17 protein-coding genes are annotated in these 17780 nt (G+C 61.0%); 14 read left to right on the top strand and 3 right to left on the bottom strand.

From position 1 onward, the window contains the following. Window positions 1-8: 8 nt before the first annotated feature. The gene (locus tag GGD46_RS08900) at window positions 9-869 is read right to left on the bottom strand and encodes a CoA transferase subunit A (RefSeq protein WP_184703391.1); all 861 of its coding nucleotides are present in this window, start codon (window positions 867-869) and stop codon (window positions 9-11) included. Between the two features lie 133 nt (window positions 870-1002). On the opposite strand from GGD46_RS08900, the gene GGD46_RS08895 reads away from it, so the two are divergent. Beyond that, window positions 1003-1758, top strand: coding sequence for an IclR family transcriptional regulator (locus GGD46_RS08895; RefSeq protein ID WP_184703390.1), 756 nt, complete (start codon window positions 1003-1005; stop codon window positions 1756-1758). Between the two features lie 79 nt (window positions 1759-1837). Here the strand turns inward: GGD46_RS08895 and GGD46_RS08890 are convergent, their stop codons facing one another. Further along, the gene (locus GGD46_RS08890; RefSeq protein WP_184703389.1) at window positions 1838-2725 is read right to left on the bottom strand and encodes a helix-turn-helix domain-containing protein; all 888 of its coding nucleotides are present in this window, start codon (window positions 2723-2725) and stop codon (window positions 1838-1840) included. A gap of 217 nt (window positions 2726-2942) precedes the next feature. Between GGD46_RS08890 and pobA the strand changes: the two genes are divergently transcribed. Next, entirely contained in the window at window positions 2943-4115 is a 1173-nt protein-coding gene (gene pobA / locus GGD46_RS08885; protein WP_184703388.1) for a 4-hydroxybenzoate 3-monooxygenase, read from the top strand. Window positions 4116-4122: 7 nt separating this feature from the next. Here pobA and pcaQ read toward each other — a convergent pair whose 3' ends face one another. Further along, window positions 4123-5049 (bottom strand): pca operon transcription factor PcaQ, encoded by a 927-nt coding sequence (gene pcaQ, locus GGD46_RS08880; protein ID WP_184703387.1) that lies wholly within the window; start codon window positions 5047-5049, stop codon window positions 4123-4125. Window positions 5050-5143: 94 nt separating this feature from the next. Here pcaQ and pcaD point away from each other — a divergent pair, with 94 nt between their 5' ends. The 12 genes from pcaD to GGD46_RS08820 all read left to right on the top strand — a co-directional run bounded on the left by pcaD (window position 5144) and on the right by GGD46_RS08820 (window position 17774). After that, window positions 5144-5953 (top strand): 3-oxoadipate enol-lactonase, encoded by an 810-nt coding sequence (gene pcaD / locus GGD46_RS08875; protein ID WP_184703386.1) that lies wholly within the window; start codon window positions 5144-5146, stop codon window positions 5951-5953. Continuing rightward, window positions 5950-6354, top strand: coding sequence for a 4-carboxymuconolactone decarboxylase (pcaC, locus tag GGD46_RS08870; protein WP_184703385.1), 405 nt, complete (start codon window positions 5950-5952; stop codon window positions 6352-6354). Before pcaD ends, pcaC begins: the two co-directional genes overlap by 4 nt. Before the next feature lie 12 nt (window positions 6355-6366). Beyond that, window positions 6367-7116 carry a protocatechuate 3,4-dioxygenase subunit beta gene (gene pcaH / locus GGD46_RS08865; RefSeq protein WP_184703384.1) on the top strand — a complete coding sequence of 250 codons (750 nt, stop codon included), beginning with the start codon at window positions 6367-6369 and terminating at the stop codon, window positions 7114-7116. Beyond that, window positions 7116-7730 carry a protocatechuate 3,4-dioxygenase subunit alpha gene (gene pcaG / locus GGD46_RS08860; protein WP_184703383.1) on the top strand — a complete coding sequence of 205 codons (615 nt, stop codon included), beginning with the start codon at window positions 7116-7118 and terminating at the stop codon, window positions 7728-7730. Before pcaH ends, pcaG begins: the two co-directional genes overlap by 1 nt. A gap of 3 nt (window positions 7731-7733) precedes the next feature. Then, a complete protein-coding gene (locus tag GGD46_RS08855) occupies window positions 7734-8786 on the top strand; it encodes a 3-carboxy-cis,cis-muconate cycloisomerase (protein WP_184703382.1) in 1053 nt (350 codons plus the stop codon). A gap of 143 nt (window positions 8787-8929) precedes the next feature. After that, window positions 8930-10102 (top strand): ABC transporter substrate-binding protein, encoded by a 1173-nt coding sequence (locus GGD46_RS08850; protein ID WP_184703381.1) that lies wholly within the window; start codon window positions 8930-8932, stop codon window positions 10100-10102. Window positions 10103-10173: 71 nt separating this feature from the next. Continuing rightward, entirely contained in the window at window positions 10174-11037 is an 864-nt protein-coding gene (locus tag GGD46_RS08845; RefSeq protein ID WP_184703380.1) for a branched-chain amino acid ABC transporter permease, read from the top strand. 1 nt (window position 11038) lies between these two features. Further along, complete coding sequence (locus GGD46_RS08840; protein ID WP_184703379.1) at window positions 11039-12046, top strand: branched-chain amino acid ABC transporter permease; 1008 nt, start codon at window positions 11039-11041, stop codon at window positions 12044-12046. Further along, on the top strand, window positions 12043-12807 hold the full coding sequence (locus GGD46_RS08835; protein ID WP_184703378.1) for an ABC transporter ATP-binding protein: 765 nt from the start codon (window positions 12043-12045) through the stop codon (window positions 12805-12807). The genes GGD46_RS08840 and GGD46_RS08835 overlap by 4 nt, the downstream gene beginning before the upstream one ends. After that, entirely contained in the window at window positions 12788-13504 is a 717-nt protein-coding gene (locus tag GGD46_RS08830) for an ABC transporter ATP-binding protein (RefSeq protein ID WP_184703377.1), read from the top strand. The genes GGD46_RS08835 and GGD46_RS08830 overlap by 20 nt, the downstream gene beginning before the upstream one ends. A gap of 117 nt (window positions 13505-13621) precedes the next feature. Next, window positions 13622-14014, top strand: a complete 393-nt coding sequence (locus GGD46_RS08825) for a GFA family protein (protein WP_184703376.1) — start codon at window positions 13622-13624, stop codon at window positions 14012-14014. 133 nt (window positions 14015-14147) lie between these two features. Beyond that, complete coding sequence (locus GGD46_RS08820) at window positions 14148-17774, top strand: hydantoinase B/oxoprolinase family protein (protein WP_184703375.1); 3627 nt, start codon at window positions 14148-14150, stop codon at window positions 17772-17774. Window positions 17775-17780 lie beyond the last annotated feature (6 nt).

Here is a 17780-nt window from a genome sequence, read left to right as displayed (position 1 = left end):
TGATCTCCCTACGCCGACTTGACCGGCTTCTTGCCGGCATGTTTGGCAAAGTCCTCCGGACTGGCCTTCATCACATGCTCCTCGATCCAGGCCTGGAAGCTCTCGCGATCGCGGGCGATTTCGTCCCAGGCAATATAGAAGGCGTTGGAGCGCGCGTAATAGCCCTGGGCGTAGGATGGGAAAGCGCCGCCCGGGACGAGTGCGACCGCTGTTACCGCCCATGTCGGCAACACGACGGAATTGGGCGAAGGCGGGTTCAGTTCGTCGACGATTTCCTCGACCGTGACGATCGAGCGCTTGGCGGCGAGCACTGCCTCCTTCTGAACACCGACGATGCCTTCGAGCAGCACATTGCCTTTCCGATCGGCACGCAGCGCATGGATGATGGAAACGTCCGGCCGGATGGCAGGAACGGCGGCGAGCACTTCGCCGGTGAAGGGGCAGGTGACTTGTCTGATGTTCGGGTTGACCTTGGGCAGGTCGGCGCCGATATAGCCGCGCAGCATGGCAAATGGCAGGTTTGCGGCACCGGCTTCATAGGCATTGGCCATGGCGGCGTGCGAGTGCTCTTCGATTTCCAGTGGGCGAGGCCACTGGTTCTCGACCGCGTCGCGGAAGCGATGGAGCGAGCCGACGCCCGGGTTGCCGCCCCACGAAAATTTCATGCCTCGTGCCGCGCCGACGCCGATCAACTGGTCGTACAGAATGTCCGGCGTCATGCGGATCAGGAACAGATCCTTTTTGCCCTGACGGATGATCTCGTGGCCTGCGGCGTAAGGAATGAGATGGGTGAAACCTTCCATGGCGACTGTATCGCCATCCCGCACATTCTCTGCCACCGCTTGTGAGAGCGATAGGATCTTCGCCATAGGGCCTCCTCAAAAAATGCTGTCCTTGTGGGCGTCAATAAGCGCCTTCGACTGGGGATCGTCAACGGATTTGTGCGATATTTGACATTTGTTCATATATCGCACAAAATGAGCGCGACTTTGGGGATGGGATATGCGCGAAACAGATTTCGTCAGTGGGTTTGCCAAGGGATTGAAAGTCATCGAAGCCTTCGGCGAGACGCGGCAGCGCTTGACGATTGCCGAGGCGTCGAAGCTGACGGGGCTCGACCGCGCGACGGTGCGCCGCTCGCTGCTGACGCTCTCGGAGCTCGGCTATGCTGTCTATGATGGAAAGTTCTTCACCTTGACGCCGAAGGTCTTGCGGCTCGGCCATGCCTATCTGGCGGCAACGCCCCTGCCGATCATCATCCAGCCGCATCTCGACCTGCTCTCCGAACGCGCCGGGCAGAATGCTTCGGCTTCGGTGCTTGACGGAACGGAAGTCGTCTATATCGCCCGCGCCTCGCAGCGCCGGGTGATGTCGATCAACCTGACGCCGGGCAGCCGCCTTCCGGCCTTCTGCGCCTCGATGGGCCGTGTCCTGCTGTCCGCCTTGCCGGAAAGCGAGGCACGCGCAGTGCTTGAACGGACCGACCTCAAGGCCAACACGCCAAATACCAAAACCGATCCCGAGGAACTGATGGCGGAGTTCCGCCGGGTGAGGGGGCAGGGATACGCCGTCATTGATCAGGAGTTGGAAATCGGCCTCTGCTCGATTGCCGTGCCTGTCGAAAATGACCGAGGCCAGACCGTTGCTGCGATCAATATCGGCGCACCGGCCGCCTATGTCGCCGCCGCCGAGATGACGGAGCGATTTCTGCCGCTGCTGAAGGAGACGCAAAAGGCGCTGCGGCTGGTCCTGCCGTAGCTCTTGTATTTTCCGGGGGTATCCTTGTCCCCCGCGGCTGCGCACCTCAGAATGGGCATAGAGCACGGCCGATTATCTCTTACATCCCTAGCCGTTCCCGCTCCTCGATACGCCAGGCGCGGGGCGTCTGGCCGGTCTGCTTGACGAAGAAGCGGGAGAAATAGGCTGGGTCGGCAAAGCCGAGGCGATAGCTGATCTCCTGCACGGTCGCGAAGGTGAAGACCAGTTCGCGCTTGGCCTCATCGAGCAGCTTGCGGGTGATCAACTCGTGTACGCCGTGCCTGGTCCGGCCGCGCACGATGCGGCTGAGATGGGCGAGTGAAATGCCCAAGCTCTCGGCATAGAACGCGGCCGGTTTATGAGAGCGGAAGTGGCGTTGGATGAGGGCCTGCAGCATCTCCATCCGGCGCTCGGTCTCATCGTCCGGATTGGCGGTTTCATCGGTTTTCCGGGCGATCCGTGCCGTTAGCAGCAGTGCTGTTGTCAGATAGGCTTCGAGAAGATCGGTACGGCCGTTGCGCTGGCTGGCGAATTCCTCACCGAGGCGCCTTAATGTGCTGGCGACGTGGGCTGCATCTCCGTCACCGGTATCCAACAGGGTCAGATGCGGCTCGGCAAGCCATGTGCCAAGGCGACTGCGATCGCCCGGAGAGGCCTTCAGATGCGAGATCAGCACGGTGATGACGAAGCCGTCTATGTCGCGCGAGAACCGGAAGCCGTGGTTGAGACGCGGCGGCACGGTAATGACGGCAGGCGGCACGATTGCATGCGGAACGCCGTCGAAGACCGCGTCACCGGATCCGGCATCTATGTACAAGATCTGAAAGAAGCTCTCGTGCCGGTGCGGGCGGATCTCCCAGTGATGGAGGCTGCTGCGGGACGGGATAGTTTCGCAATGGAGCCAAAAATCCGGCTTTTGACCGGTATTTTCACCGTAGAGCTCGTAGGTCGGCACGTTCCTGGTCATGGCTTGCCTCTTCCGTCATGTTCGATTTGTGCAATTTCATGACCGAAATGTCCATTGCGGATCGGCCGCGCGCCGAACAGACTTGAGAGGAACTAGAGCAGTTCCAGCAAAGGTGCGCAGCGTTTTTTGCGTCCTGAACTGCGTAAAGGCAAAGAGATAGAGCATTCTGCAGCATTCCTTTGGGATGCAAATGCTCTAACACGCATGGGAGGATGAGATGCGCACTCAAGTCGCCATTATCGGCTCAGGGCCGTCCGGGCTGCTGCTCGGTCAGCTGTTGACGGAGGCCGGCATCGACAATGTCATTCTCGATCGCGTCGGCAAGGACTACATTCTCGGACGCGTGCGCGCCGGCGTTCTGGAGGAAGGTACCGTTCGGCTGCTGGACGAGGCGAAGTCGAGCGCCCGCTTGCATGCGGAAGGCTTGCCGCATGATGGTTTCTCGCTCGCCTTCGACGGTCGTGACCACCGTATCGACCTTCATGGTCTCACCGGCGGCAAGCGGGTCGTCATCTACGGCCAGACGGAGATGACCCGCGACCTGATGGCACGTCGCGAGGAAAGCGGCGCACCGACCGTCTACAGCGCGGCCAATGTCGAGCCGCACGGCTTCGATGGCGACGCGCCCTATCTGACCTACGAGAAGGGCGGCGTTTCCCATCGCATCGACTGTGATTTCATCGCCGGCTGCGACGGATTTCACGGCGCCAGCCGCAAATCGGTTCCGGAAAAGGCGGTTCGCAGCTTCGAGAAGGTCTATCCCTTCGGCTGGCTTGGTGTGCTGGCCGAAGTGGCGCCGGTCAATCACGAGCTGATCTACGCCAACCATCCGCGCGGCTTTGCGCTATGCTCCATGCGCTCGATGACGCGCAGCCGTTACTACATCCAGTGTCCGCTCGACGAGAAAGTGGAGGATTGGAGCGACGACCGCTTCTGGGATGAGTTGCGCCGTCGCCTGCCAACCCATCATGCCGAGGCACTCATCACAGCCCCATCTTTCGAAAAATCGATCGCGCCGCTGCGCTCCTTCGTGGCAGAACCCATGCGCTTCGGCCGCCTTTTCCTCGTCGGCGATGCCGCTCATATCGTGCCACCGACAGGCGCCAAAGGCCTCAATCTGGCGGCGAGCGACGTCCATTATCTGTTCTCAGGTCTTGTCGAGCACTATCAGGATCGCTCGAATGCAGGGCTGGATGCCTATTCCGCGCGGGCGCTCGCCCGGGTCTGGAAAGCAGTGCGCTTCTCCTGGTGGATGACGACCATGCTGCATCGCTTTCCCGACACCAGCGATTTCGATCAAAAGATTCAGGAAGCCGAGCTCGACTATCTCACCCATTCGCGCGCCGCATCCACCGCGCTTGCAGAGAATTATGTCGGGTTGCCATTCTGAACTGACGTTAGAGCTTCTTGGCGACTTCGCTTGCCGCCTCACGGATGGTCTGCATCAGGATCGACAAAGGCAAGGTGGGGATGGCGTCGGTTCGCACGGTCAGTCCCACCGGCCCCTTCGTCTCGCTGGTATCGATCGGCAGCAGTGCCAGCAATCCGTCTTCGACATCGCCGGCAACGACACCGGCCGAGATGATCCAGATGGCGTCGCTCGATCGCACGAAGGCGCGGCCGAAGGAGTCCGAAACGGTTTCGATCTGGTTGGGCACGCCGCCGGCGCCGTTGGCGATCAAAAAACTCTCGACGAAAGGGCGGATGATCGAACCGCGCGTCGGCATCAGGATCGTGTAGCGGTTGAGATCGGAAAATAGCGATTGCTTGTCTGATAGCAACGGGTGGCCGGCTCTCACGGCGAAGACCACTTGCTCGGAATAGAGATGTTCGAAGGAAAAGCCCGCCATGTTTTCCGGACTGGCAAGTCGCCCGACGACCAGATCGAGATCACCGATGCGCAACTGTTCCAGCAGCACGGCGTTTTCGCCGGTCACGATCTTGATGCGGCTCCAGGTCTCTTCCTTGAGAAACAGGTCCATCGCCCGAGGCATGATCCGCGTCGAAACCGTCGGCAGGGCGCCGACACGGATGGGCGGCGCCTCGCCGGAGCGCTCCTGCGACACGGAATCAAGGCCCTGCCTCAGTGCCGTCAGCGCCGCGCCTGCATGGCGCAAGAAGACTTCGCCGTAGCGGGTGATGCGAATGCCGCGTCCATCGCGTTCGAAGACGGCAACGCCGAGCGCCTCCTCCAGTTCGCGGATCGTCTTTGTCACCGCCGGCTGGCTGATATTCAGCAGTCCCGCCGCCTTGATCACGCTTTTCTGGCGCGCAACCTCGACAAAGGTCTGCAGATGGCGGAATTTAATGCGTGCGTCGAGCATGCCCATTCATAACCATTGAGTTATCGTAGAGCAAAGAAATATCATTTTACCTAACCAGATTATACATCCAATCTCGCGTCCGAGGAGATTTCCAGTGCAGTTTGCCCGTATCAACGACGTCACGATCCATTACCAGATCATTGGTGGCCCCGGCGACAAGCCGGTGCTTGTCTTTGCTAATTCGCTCGGTACCGATTTCCGGATCTGGCGCGATGTGATCGTGCGGCTCGCCGGCGATTTCGCCATCGTGCTCTATGACAAGCGCGGCCATGGCCTCTCCGATCTCGGGCAGATGCCCTATTCCATCGAGGATCACGCGACTGACCTTGCCGGCCTGCTCGATTTTCTCTCGGTGAAGAATGCCATCATTTGCGGTCTTTCGGTCGGCGGGCTGGTTGCCCAGTCGCTCTATCAGCGTCGCGCGGATCTGGTGCGGGCGCTGATTCTTTGCGACACTGCCCACAAGATCGGCACCGCCGAAAGCTGGAATGCCCGCATCGCGGCAGTAGAGGCAGAAGGCATCGAATCCATCGTCGATGCGATTATGGAGCGCTGGTTCACGCCTGCCTTTCGCCGTCCGGAAAACATCGCCTACGCCGGCTATTGCAACATGCTGATCCGCCAACCGGTTGAAGGCTATGCCGCAACCTGCGCCGCGCTTCGCGACGCCGATCTGACCGGAGCCGCCGCCAAGATCGCGGTGCCCACAATCTGCATCGTCGGCGATCAGGACGGCTCGACGCCGCCGGAGCTGGTGCTCTCGACGGCGAAACTTATTCCGAATGCGCGCTATGAAGTCATCAAGGACGCCGGCCATATTCCCTGCGTCGAACAACCCGAGGCGTTGACCGAAGTCATCCGTGCCTTCATCGACGTCGTCCTGCGTGGAGAACAAGCCCCATGAATGACCCCACCACGCCGTCTGAGCGTTACCAGCAGGGCATGGCGACCCGCCGCGCCGTGCTGGGCGACGGCCATGTCGATCGTGCCCAGCACGGCGTCACCGAGTTCGATCGGCCTTTCCAGGAGCTGATCACCGAGGCCGCCTGGGGACATGTCTGGTCGCGCCCGACGCTCAGCTGGCGTGAACGGTCCATCGTTACGATCGCGCTGCTGGCTGCGCTCGGCCAGGATGACGAGGTGGCCATGCATGTGCGCGCGACGCGCAATACAGGCGCGACGCGGGACGATGTTTGCGAAGCGCTGCTGCATGTGGCGATCTATGCCGGCGTGCCAGCGGCAAACCACGCGATCAAGATCGCCAAGCAGGTTTTCGAACAGATGGACGCCGAAGAAGCGGCATGAAGCGAGGCAGACATGTCCGACAGAAGCAATAGCAAGCCCGAGACGGGCGCCTTTTTCGCCAGAGACCGGGCTTGGCATCCGCCGGCATTTTCGCCTGGATACAAGACGTCCGTGCTGCGCTCGCCGCAACGGGCATTGCTTTCGCTTGACGGCACGATTTCGGAGATTACCGGGCCGGTTTTCGGCCATTCGATACTGAATGAGCTGGACAACGACCTGATCCACAATTTTGCCAGGGCGGGTGAAAGCGCCATCGGCGAGCGGATCATCGTTCACGGCCGCGTACTCGACGAGCGTGGCCGGCCGGTGCCGGGTGTCCTGCTCGAATTCTGGCAGGCCAATGCCGGTGGGCGTTATCGCCACAAGAAGGAAACCTATCTCGCCGCCATCGATCCGAATTTCGGCGGTTGCGGCCGTGCCATTACCGACGACGAAGGCCGTTATGCCTTCCGCACCATCCGCCCCGGCGCCTATCCCTGGCCGAACGGCGTCAATGATTGGCGGCCGGCGCATATTCATTTCTCCGTCTTCGGCCATGGCTTTGCCCAACGGCTGATCACGCAGATGTATTTCGAGGGCGACCCGATGATCTGGAAATGTCCGATCGTCGGTACGATCCCCGACAGGCAGGCGATCGAGCAGCTGATCGCACCGCTCGACTGGGGCAACACGATCCCGATGGATGCCCGCGCCTATAAATTCGATATCGTTCTGCGCGGTCGCCGTTCGACCCTGTTCGAAAACCGGCTGGAGGGCAATTGATGGTACAGGAACTCGGCTATCTCAAGGAAACGCCGTCACAGACGGCAGGCCCCTACGTTCATATCGGCCTCACGCCGAACTATAGCGAGATCGTCGGCGTCTATGAGGCCGATCTCGGCTCCTCCATGGTCAACGACAAGACGCTCGGCGAGCGCATCACCGTGACGGGAAGAGTTCTCGATGGCGCGGGTGCGCCGGTCAAGGATGCCGTCCTGGAGATCTGGCAGGCAGACAGTGCCGGGCTTTACAACAGCCCCTCGGAGCTGCGCGGCGCCGCCGACCCGAATTTTACCGGCTGGGGGCGCTGCCCGACCAACTCGGCTGACGGCGTTTTTCGTTTCGAGACCATCAAGCCGGGCCGTGCGCCCTTCAAGGACGGCCGCAAGATGGCGCCGCACATCACCTTCTGGATCGTTGCGCGGGGTATCAATATCGGTCTGCACACGCGCATGTATTTCCCGGAGGAGACTGCCGCAAACGCCGAAGACCCCTTGCTCGCACGCATCGAACATAAGGATCGCGTCGCAACGATGATTGGCGTGAAGGAAGGCTCCACCTACACCTTCGATGTCCATTTGCAGGGCGACAAGGAAACGGTTTTCCTCGATATATAGGCCATGAGCGTTTCTCCCTTCGACCACCCGTTCCTGTCCGGCCTCCTCGGTGACGAGGAGATCGCGGACTATTTTTCGGCCAGGGCCGATATTCGATCCATGCTTGTCTTCGAAGCGGTACTTGCCGAGGTCGAGGGGCGGCAGGGGCTGATTCCGCCTGATGCGGCCGAGCGGATCGCCGAGGTCTGCAAAAGCTTCGAGCCCGATCTGGAGAGCTTGAAGGCTGCAACTGCGTCTGATGGCGTCGTCGTGCCCGATCTTGTCAGGCAGCTGCGCAAAGCGGTTGGCGGTGATGCGAGTGGTCATGTCCACTTCGGTGCGACCAGCCAGGATGTCATCGACACCAGCCTGATGCTGCGTCTGAAAGCGGTTGTGTTCGTCCTTAGCGGTCGTCTCTTTGCCGTATCATCAGCGCTTTCCAAACTGGATGCGCGTTTCGGATCGAACAGACTGATGGGTCGCACCCGGATGCAGGCGGCGATTGCTATCACCGTGTCGGATCGGCTGCTGGCGTGGCGCCATCCACTCGATCAATATCGAGACCGGCTAACGCAGGAGAGTTTTCCGCTGCAATTCGGCGGTGCCGCCGGCACGCTTGAAAAGGTTGGGCCGCAAGCGGCTGCAATCAGAGGCTTGCTGGCGCAGGCTCTCGGCCTGACGGATGAGCCGCAATGGCAAAGCCAAAGGGCGCGCATCGCCGAACTGGCGGGATTGCTTTCCATGATTTCGGGCAGTCTCGGCAAGATCGGCCAGGATGTCGCGCTTCTGGCGCAGGCCGGCGACGAGATCGAGCTTGCTGGCGGCGGCGGTTCCTCGGCCATGCCGCACAAGCAGAACCCGGTCGCGGCCGAAGTGCTGGTCACGCTTGCCCGCTTCAATGCTGTTCAGCTGTCGGGCATTCACCAGTCGCTCGTGCACGAACAGGAACGCTCCGGAGCCGCCTGGACGTTGGAATGGTTGCTATTGCCGCCTATGGTGGTGGCGACGGCGGCATCGCTGCGCCATGCACTGCAACTCGTCGGCATGATCAAGCGCCTGGGAACGGCGAAAGAATAGGAAGTCGTCGATATTCATAACCGTATAGGTATGGATGAAAGGCTTTATTTCATTTTACATTACCATTTCCTATGGGAAATTGGTGATGATCAAGTTTTAAACGATCAAGGGCGGTACGAAAAACGGCTGCCGGGAGGAGAAAAATGAAACGGTTTATCTTGGCCGCCATCGCGGCTGTTGCTCTTGGCGGTGCTGCCTATGCCGACACGATCAAGGTTGGCGTCATCGGACCTTTCTCCGGTCCGTTCGCGCTGCAGGGCAAGAATTTCAAGGCCGGTATCGACGCCTATATGGCGCTCAACGGCAAGAAGATCGGCAATGACGAAGTCGAGGTGATCTACCGCGACGTGCCGCAGGCCGATCCGGCGCAGTCGAAGGCGCTGGCCCAGGAACTCGTCGTCAAGGAGAAGGTTCAGTATCTCGCCGGCTTCTATTTCACGCCGGACGCGATGGCCGTGACGCCTATCCTCAAGCAGGCCAATGTGCCGATGGTCATCTTCAATGCCGCGACTTCGGCAATCGTCACCAAGAGCCCGCTGGTCGTGCGCACGTCCTTCACCACCTGGCAGACCTCCACGCCGATCGCCAAGGTCGCCTATGATGCCGGCGTGAAGAAGGTCATCTCCGTCGTCAGCGACTATGGCCCGGGCGTCGATGCCGAAAATGCCTTCAAGGCCGGCTTCGAGAAGCAGGGTGGTCAGGTGGTGCAGGCGATCCGCATGCCGCTGTCGACCAACGACTTCAGCCCGATCATGCAGCGCATCAAGGATTCCGGCGCGCAGGGCGTCTTCGCCTTCCTGCCGTCCGGCCCGACGACGCTCGGCTTCGTCAAGGCCTACAATGAGAATGGCCTGAAGGCCGGTGGTATCAAGCTGTTTGCCCCCGGCGATCTGACGCAGGAATCCGATCTGCCGGCGCTCGGCGATGCCGCACTCGGCATGCAGACGACCTTCCACTATGCGATTTCGCATGACTCAGCCGAAAACAAGGCTTTCATCGCCGCAGCCGACAAGGCGATCGGCAATCCTGCCGAGTTGACCTTCCCGGCAGTCGGCGCCTTTGACGGCATGCATGTCATCTACAAGATGATCGAGGCGACCGGCGGCAAGCAGGATGCGCAGAAGGCTGTCGATGCCGTCAAGGGTCTGTCCTGGGTCAGCCCGCGTGGTCCGGTCACCATCGATGCGGAAAGCCGCCATATCACGCAGAACATCTATCTGCGCGAAGTCACCAAGGGTGACGACGGCAAGTACTACAACAAGGAAATCCAGACCTTCGAGAAGCAGGGCGATCCCGGCCTTGCTGCTGCGAAGTAAGCGCTCCTGTGTCGTCACCCGCTCGAGTGGGTGACGACAGAGACGCCTCAACAACCGGACCAGCGATTTCAATGCAAACCGTGCTCAGCATAGCAGTCGATGCCCTCGCTTACGGCATGGTGCTGTTCGTCATCTCCATCGGCCTCTCCGTCACCATGGGGCTGATGCGCGTCGTCAACCTCGCGCATGGTGCCTTCGCCATGATCGGTGGCTACATCGCCTCCTATGCGGCGCGTGATCTCGGTCTGGGCTATGGTGCGGCCGTACTCTTGGCCGTGGTCGGCACGGTCATTATCTCCATCCCGATCGAGCGTCTGCTTTATCGGCGCATCTACGGGGCGCCGGAGTTGACGCAGGTGCTGATGACGATTGGCATCACCTTCTGCATCATCGGCATCGCCAACTACGTCTTCGGTCCGACGCTGAAGACCATACCGCTGCCGGGCGAACTTCAAGGCTCGGTCGATCTCGGCTTCCGCACCATCGGCACGCATCGCATCTTCGCAATCGTCTGCGGCCTGATCGTCGCTCTGGCACTGTGGTTCACGATCGAGAAGACATCGTTCGGCGTCAAGCTGCGCGCCTCCGTTGACAATGCCTCGATGGCGGCGGCTCTCGGCGTGCGTACCGAAATCGTCTACGCCGTCAGCTTTGCCATTGCCGTCGGCCTTGCCGCTTTCGGGGGCGTCGTCGGCGCTGAACTGCTGCCGGTCGAACCCTATTATGCCTTGCGTTACATGGTGACCTTTCTCGTCGTCGTCTCGGTGGGCGGTGCCGGCTCCATTTCCGGCGCGCTGCTTGCCTGCCTCATCCTCGGCTGTATCGACACGACCGGCCGTTACCTCATGCCCGAATATGGCGAGTTTTTCTTCTATCTGGCCGTCATTGCCATCGTCTGCGTCTTCCCGCGCGGCTTTGCCGGGAGGATGAAGTAAGATGGCGCTGACGACCCTGGAAAGAGAGGCCATTCCTGCCGTGACCAGACATCGTACTCTTGGACAGGATATGATTGCGGTTGCCGTGATCGCAGTGCTGGCCGCTGCCGGCTACATCCTGTTTCCCGATAACCTCGCTCTTCTGACGCGACTGATCGCGATTGCCCTGCTGGTCCTGTCGCTTGATCTGGTCACCGGCTATTCTGGGGTAGCGACGCTCGGTCATGCCGCCCTCTTCGGCGCCGGCGCTTACGCCGCTGGCATTGTGTCGGCGCATTACGGCATCAGCGATCCTCTCTTGATGACGCTTGCCGGCATCCTCGGCGGCGCGGTCGCGGGACTGGTCTGTTCCGTCGTCATCCTGAGGGCGCATGGTTTGCCGCAACTCGTGCTTTCGATCGCGCTGATCTATCTCTTTCACGAGTTCGCCAACAAGGCTTCGAGCTGGACCGGTGGCAGCGACGGCCTGTCCGGCATCGCTCCGAATCCATTGTTCGGCAGTTTCGAATTCGATCTCTATGGGCATACGGCCTACATCTACGCTGTCGTCCTACTGCTGATCGTCCTTATGCTCCTGCGCATTCTCGTGCGCTCGCCCTTCGGCATGCTGTGCCGCGGTATCCGGCAGGATCCTTTGCGCATTCGCGCAATGGGGGCGTCGCCGAAAGTGGCGCTGATCAAGATGTATGTTATTTCCGGTGCAGTTGCCGGCGTCGGCGGCGCCTTGAACGCGATCTCGACGCAGGTGGTCGGCCTTGACAGCCTGTCCTTCACACAATCGGCCGAGGCCCTTGTCATGCTTGTGCTCGGTGGTACGGGCTCCCTGTTTGGGGCACTTGTCGGCACGCTGATCTTCATGCTGTTCGAGGATTATGTTTCCGCCGCCAATCCCTTCCATTGGCTGACCATCGTCGGCGCGCTGTTGATCCTCGTGGTTCTCTTTGCGCCTAAGGGTATTTATGGCACTGCCGTCGCCTATGTGGCTCGCCGCCGGGAGGCACGGGCATGAGCGCGATTTTCGAGGTCGACAATCTCAGGAAAGCTTTCGGCGGGCTGACCGTCACCAATGGTGTCACCCTGTCGATGGCGCCGGGCGACCGTGTCGCCTTGATCGGGCCGAACGGCGCCGGCAAGACCAGCTTCGTCAATCTCGTCACGGGCAATCTGCCGGCTGACTCAGGCGAGGTTCGCATCGCCGGGCAAAACGTCAACAAGGTCGATGCCATCGGCCGCGTCAGGCGCGGCCTGGTGCGGTCATTCCAGGTGACGCGACTGTTTCAGGACATGACCCCCGCCGAGCATGTCGGCATGGCGGTGTTGCAGCGGACAGGCCGCTTCGGCCGCATGTTCGGCAATTTTCTCGCCATGCGTGACGTCATGGAGGAAACGGACGAGCTGCTCGGTACGCTCGGCCTTGCCGGGTTGGCGCATCGCAGAGTCAGCGAGATTGCCTATGGCCAGCAGCGGCTGCTCGAAATTGCCGTCGCTATGGCCTTGAAGCCGAAAATATTGCTGCTTGACGAACCGGCCGCAGGCGTGCCGCAAAGCGATACTGGCCGGATCGAGAAGGCGCTCGCCGATCTGCCTGCCGATCTCGCCGTGTTGATGATCGAGCACGATATGGATCTGGTCTTCCGCTTCGCCAAGCGCGTCGTCGTGCTGGCGGCCGGCACGATCATCTTCGACGGTTCGCCGAAAGACGTGACACAGGATGCGCGTGTGCGCGAAGCCTATCTTGGGAGCTACGCCAATGCCGGCCACGCCGCTTGAAGTCGAAAATCTGTCGGCCGGTTATGGCCCGACGCGCGTGCTGGAAGGCGTCTCCTTCTCGGTGCCGGCCGGCGGCCGGCTTGCCGTGCTTGGGCGCAACGGCATGGGCAAGAGCACGCTGCTTGCGACGCTTGCCGGTCAGACACGGCGCTATGATGGCCGCATCCGGCTTGGCTCGGCTGAAATTGCCGGTTTGCCAAGTGCCAGACGCGCCCATCAGGGCCTCGGCTACGTGCCGCAGACGCGCGACGTCTTTCCGACGCTGACGGTTGAGGAAAATCTTTCCGTTGGGCTGAAAGGTCGGCCGAAGAGCGCCCTGCAGGAAGCCTACGACATGTTCCCGCGCCTGAATGAGCGCCGCCGAAACCTCGGCGGCCAGCTTTCCGGCGGTGAGCAACAGATGTTGTCGACCGCTCGCACGATCCTCGGCCGTCCCTCGGTACTGCTTCTCGACGAACCCCTGGAAGGGCTTGCCCCCGTCATTTGCGAGGAGCTGATGGCGGCCTTTACAAAGCTCGCCGAAACCGGCGATATGACCATCCTTCTCGTGGAGCAGCGCATTCAAAGCGCGCTCGACTTTGCCAGTGACGTCATCATTCTGGAGCGCGGGCGGCTTGCCTGGAAGGGCACGCCCGAGGCGCTTACCGCGGATCATCAGGCCGTGGAGCGCCTGCTTGGCGTCGGCGGATTGCACTAGCGCGTGCCGCCGTTTCCGGCCGTATAATAGCAGCACGGCCTAGCGATGGTGCAATTGCGGTGACTGTTCCGCTTGTCGTAAACATTCCGCCTGTTTGATGTCAAAAAGGGGTGCGACATGGACCGATTCACCGGCGGCTGCCTGTGCGGCAAAGTGAGATTTGTGGCGGCGGGGCGCCCGTATCGGGTCGGCATCTGCCACTGTCTCGACTGCCGGAAGTTCCATGGTGCGCTGTTTCACGCCTCCGCGATCTTTCCCGAGGATGCGGTGATGATCGAAGGCGAGACGAGGAACTATGCGGGTCGGTTTTTCTGTCCCCATTGCGGCTCGTCTGTCTTTTCACGAAGCGCAGATGAAATCGAAATCAATCTCGGGTCACTCGATGCTTCGGATCAGCTGACACCGACTTACGAACTCTGGACAGTTCGACGCGAAGCCTGGCTGCCCGCGTTTCCGCTCGCGAGGCGATATGAGCGCGATCGTGAGGCGGCGGGCCGCTCGGAGGGGTAGGGCGCATTCGAACAAAGGATTATACTGACAAAACCTGTCGATGGTGCTCGCCATTGGGAATTCATATTGACGACAAAACGTTGACGATTTATCGATATATTATCATCGTTGCGTCGTTCTGCTGGAGGCGGATTTGTCGGAGAACACTTCGAGTCGTTGGGATTTCTGGATCGATCGCGGCGGTACTTTTACCGACGTCGTCGGGCGTGATCCGTCTGGCGCTCTCCATGCCCGCAAGGTGCTGTCGGAAAATCCCGAGGCCTATCGCGACGCGGCCGTTCACGGTATCCGTCTCCATCTCGGTCTGGGCAAGGGCGAGCCGGTTCCCGAAGGCGCAATCGGTGAGGTCCGCATGGGCACAACGGTCGCCACCAATGCGTTGCTCGAGCGCAAGGGCGAACGCCTTGCGCTGGTGACGACGAAGGGCTTCCGCGACGCTCTGCGTATCGGTTATCAGGAGCGCAAGAAGATCTTTGCGACCGAGATCGTCAAGCCGGAAGCGCTCTACGAAGATGTCGTCGAGATCGACGAGCGCGTGCTTGCTGACGGCACGGTCGAGCTCGCTCTGAATGAAAAAGCCGCCGAGGCGGCGCTGCGCGAGCTTCTCGCCAAGGGGTATCGCTCAGTCGCCATCGTCTTCATGCATGCCTACAAGTTCCCGGCTCATGAGGCAGCTGTTGCTAAAATCGCAAGGTCCATCGGCTTCGAGCAGGTCTCCGTCAGCCACGAGGTCTCGCCGCTGATCAAGCTCGTCGGTCGCGGCGATACAGCCGTCATCGACGCCTATCTCTCGCCGGTGCTCGGCCGCTATATCGGCCAGGTCTGCGACGAGCTTGATGTCGAGCGCACCGGCGCGCGCGTCATGTTCATGATGTCCTCAGGCGGGTTGACGGCTGCCGACATGTTTCAGGGCAAGGACGCCATCCTTTCCGGTCCGGCCGGCGGCGTGGTCGGTCTTGCGAAGACCGGCGAACAGGCCGGCTTCGCCAATGTCATCGGCTTCGACATGGGCGGCACCTCGACGGACGTGGCGCATTTCGACGGCGAATATGAGCGCGCTTTTGAAACAGAAGTGGCCGGCGTGCGCGTTCGCGCGCCGATGATGCTGATCCATACCGTTGCGGCGGGCGGCGGCTCGATCCTGCATTTCGATGGCGATCGCTTCCGTGTCGGTCCGGATTCGGCCGGCGCTTTTCCGGGACCTGCTTGCTACCGCAATGGCGGACCGCTGGCCGTCACCGACGCCAACGTTATGGCCGGCAAGCTGCTGCCGGAATTCTTCCCCTCCATTTTCGGGCCAAACCAGGATCAGCCGCTCGACGTCAAGACGGTGCGCGCCAAGTTCGCAGCGCTTGCAGCCGAGATAGGTGATGGCCGCAGCCCCGAAGATGTGGCCGATGGCTTCATCCGCATCGCCGTCGCCAATATGGTCGAGGCGATCAAGAAGATCTCGGTGCAGCGCGGCTATGACGTGACGCGCTATGCGCTGAACTGCTTCGGCGGCGCCGGCGGGCAGCACGCCTGCCTGGTTGCCGACGCGCTCGGCATGAAAAGCATCCTTCTGCATCCTATGTCCGGCCTTCTCTCGGCCTACGGCATGGGACTTGCCGATATCAGGGCAACGCGCCAGAAGGCGCTTGGTGTTCCGCTCGATGATGCCGCACCCGCCGCCATTGCGGGCCTTGGCAACGAATTGCGCCGCGAATGCGTGCCCGAGCTGGAAGCGCAGGGTGTTGCAACGAACGAGATCAAGACGGTCCAGCGCGCCCATATCCGCTACGCCGGCACGGATACCCTGCTGGCGGTGGAGACGACCTTCCCGGAAGCGGACACTCCGGCACGGCTGCGCAGCCAGTTCGAGACGCTGCACAAGCGCCGTTTCGGCTTTGTTGCTGAAGACAAGCCCTTGGTGGTCGAGGCAGTGGAAATCGAAACGATCGGTGGCGCAGCTGCCGATATCGCAATCGAGTTGGAGGCCTCAGCCGAGGGCGAGGCGCAGGCCGCGAAGCGTACCGCTTTCTATTCGGGCGGTGAAAGCCACGGCGCAGCCGTTGTCTTGCGCCAGGCGATCAAGCCCGGCCAGACCGTGACCGGCCCGGCTATCATCATCGAGCCGAACCAGACGATTGTCATCGAGGACGGCTGGCAGGCGCAGTTGACCGCCAAGGATCATATTGTCCTCAAGCGCATCAAGGCGCTGCCCGAGCGCAATGCCATCGGCACCAAGGCCGATCCCGTCATGCTGGAGATCTTCAACAATCTCTTCATGTCGATCGCCGAGCAGATGGGCATGACGCTGCAGAACACCGCCTATTCGGTTAACATCAAGGAGCGGCTGGATTTCTCCTGTGCCGTCTTCGATGCCGAAGGCAATCTGGTCGCCAACGCACCGCATATGCCGGTTCATCTCGGCTCCATGGATGCGTCGGTGGCAACGGCAATCCGCGAAAACGCCGTCATCCATCCCGGCGACGTCTTTCTGATCAACGCCCCCTACAATGGCGGCACACATCTGCCCGATCTGACCGTCTGCACCCCTGTCTTCGACGATGCCGGTCAGAAGATTCGTTTCTGGGTCGCCAGCCGCGGCCATCACGCCGACATCGGCGGTATTTCGCCGGGATCGATGTCGCCGCTTGCGACGCACATCGAGGAGGAAGGCGTCTATATCGACAATTTCAAGCTGCTCGATCGTGGCCGGTTCTGTGAAGCGGAGCTTACCAAGCTTTTGACGGGCGCGCGCTATCCGGTGCGCACGCTTGCGCAGAACATCAATGATCTGAAGGCCCAGGTCGCCGCCAACGAAAAGGGCGTTGCCGAGCTCAAGAAGATGATTGCGCTGTTCGGCGAAGATGTCGTCGACGCCTATATGAGTCACGTTCAGGATAACGCGGCCGAAAGCGTGCGCCGCGTTCTCGATCGTCTGTCGGATGGCGAGTTCAGCTATGAGATGGATCAGGGCTGCAAGATCGTCGTCAAGATCTCGATCGACAAGGACAAGCGGGAGGCGACGGTCGATTTCACCGGCACGTCTGCACAGCGCCCGGATAATTTCAATGCGCCGCAGCCGGTCACGCGCGCCGCCGTGCTCTATGTCTTCCGGGTTCTCGTTGTGGCGGATATTCCGATGAATGCCGGCTGCCTGAGGCCGATCCGTATCATCATCCCCGAAGGCACGATGCTGACGCCGAAATATCCGGCCGCAGTCGTCGCCGGCAATGTCGAAGTCAGCCAGGCCGTGACCAACTGCCTGTTTGGTGCTGTCGAGGCGCTTGCCGCAGCGCAAGGGACGATGAACAATCTGACCTTCGGCAACGACGCCTATCAATATTACGAGACGATCTGCTCCGGCGCGCCGGCAGGCCCAGGCTTCAATGGCGCCGATGCAGTTCACACGCACATGACCAATTCGCGCCTGACCGACCCCGAAATCCTTGAGACGCGCTTTCCGGTCGTGCTGGAGGATTTCCACATTCGTCCGAATTCGGGCGGGCGCGGGAAGTGGAATTCCGGCAACGGTACCCAGCGCACGATCCGCACGCGCGAAAAGCTCGAATTCGCCATCCTGTCCGGCCATCGGCGCGTGGCGCCTTTCGGCGTCAAGGGCGGTGAAGCGGGTCAGACGGGCCGCAACTACGTCCGCCGCAACGATGGCAAGATCGATGAACTGATCGGTTCGGCCCATACTGTGCTTGAAGCAGGTGAAGCCTTTACCGTTGTGACCCCCACAGGCGGCGGTTACGGAAAGCGGGACAACTAGGAACGC

The sequence above is a fragment of the Martinezella lusitana genome (assembly GCF_014207095.1).
In the GTDB taxonomy this organism is placed as follows: domain Bacteria; phylum Pseudomonadota; class Alphaproteobacteria; order Rhizobiales; family Rhizobiaceae; genus Rhizobium; species Rhizobium lusitanum_B.
This window is presented reverse-complemented; position numbering and strand designations above follow the sequence as displayed.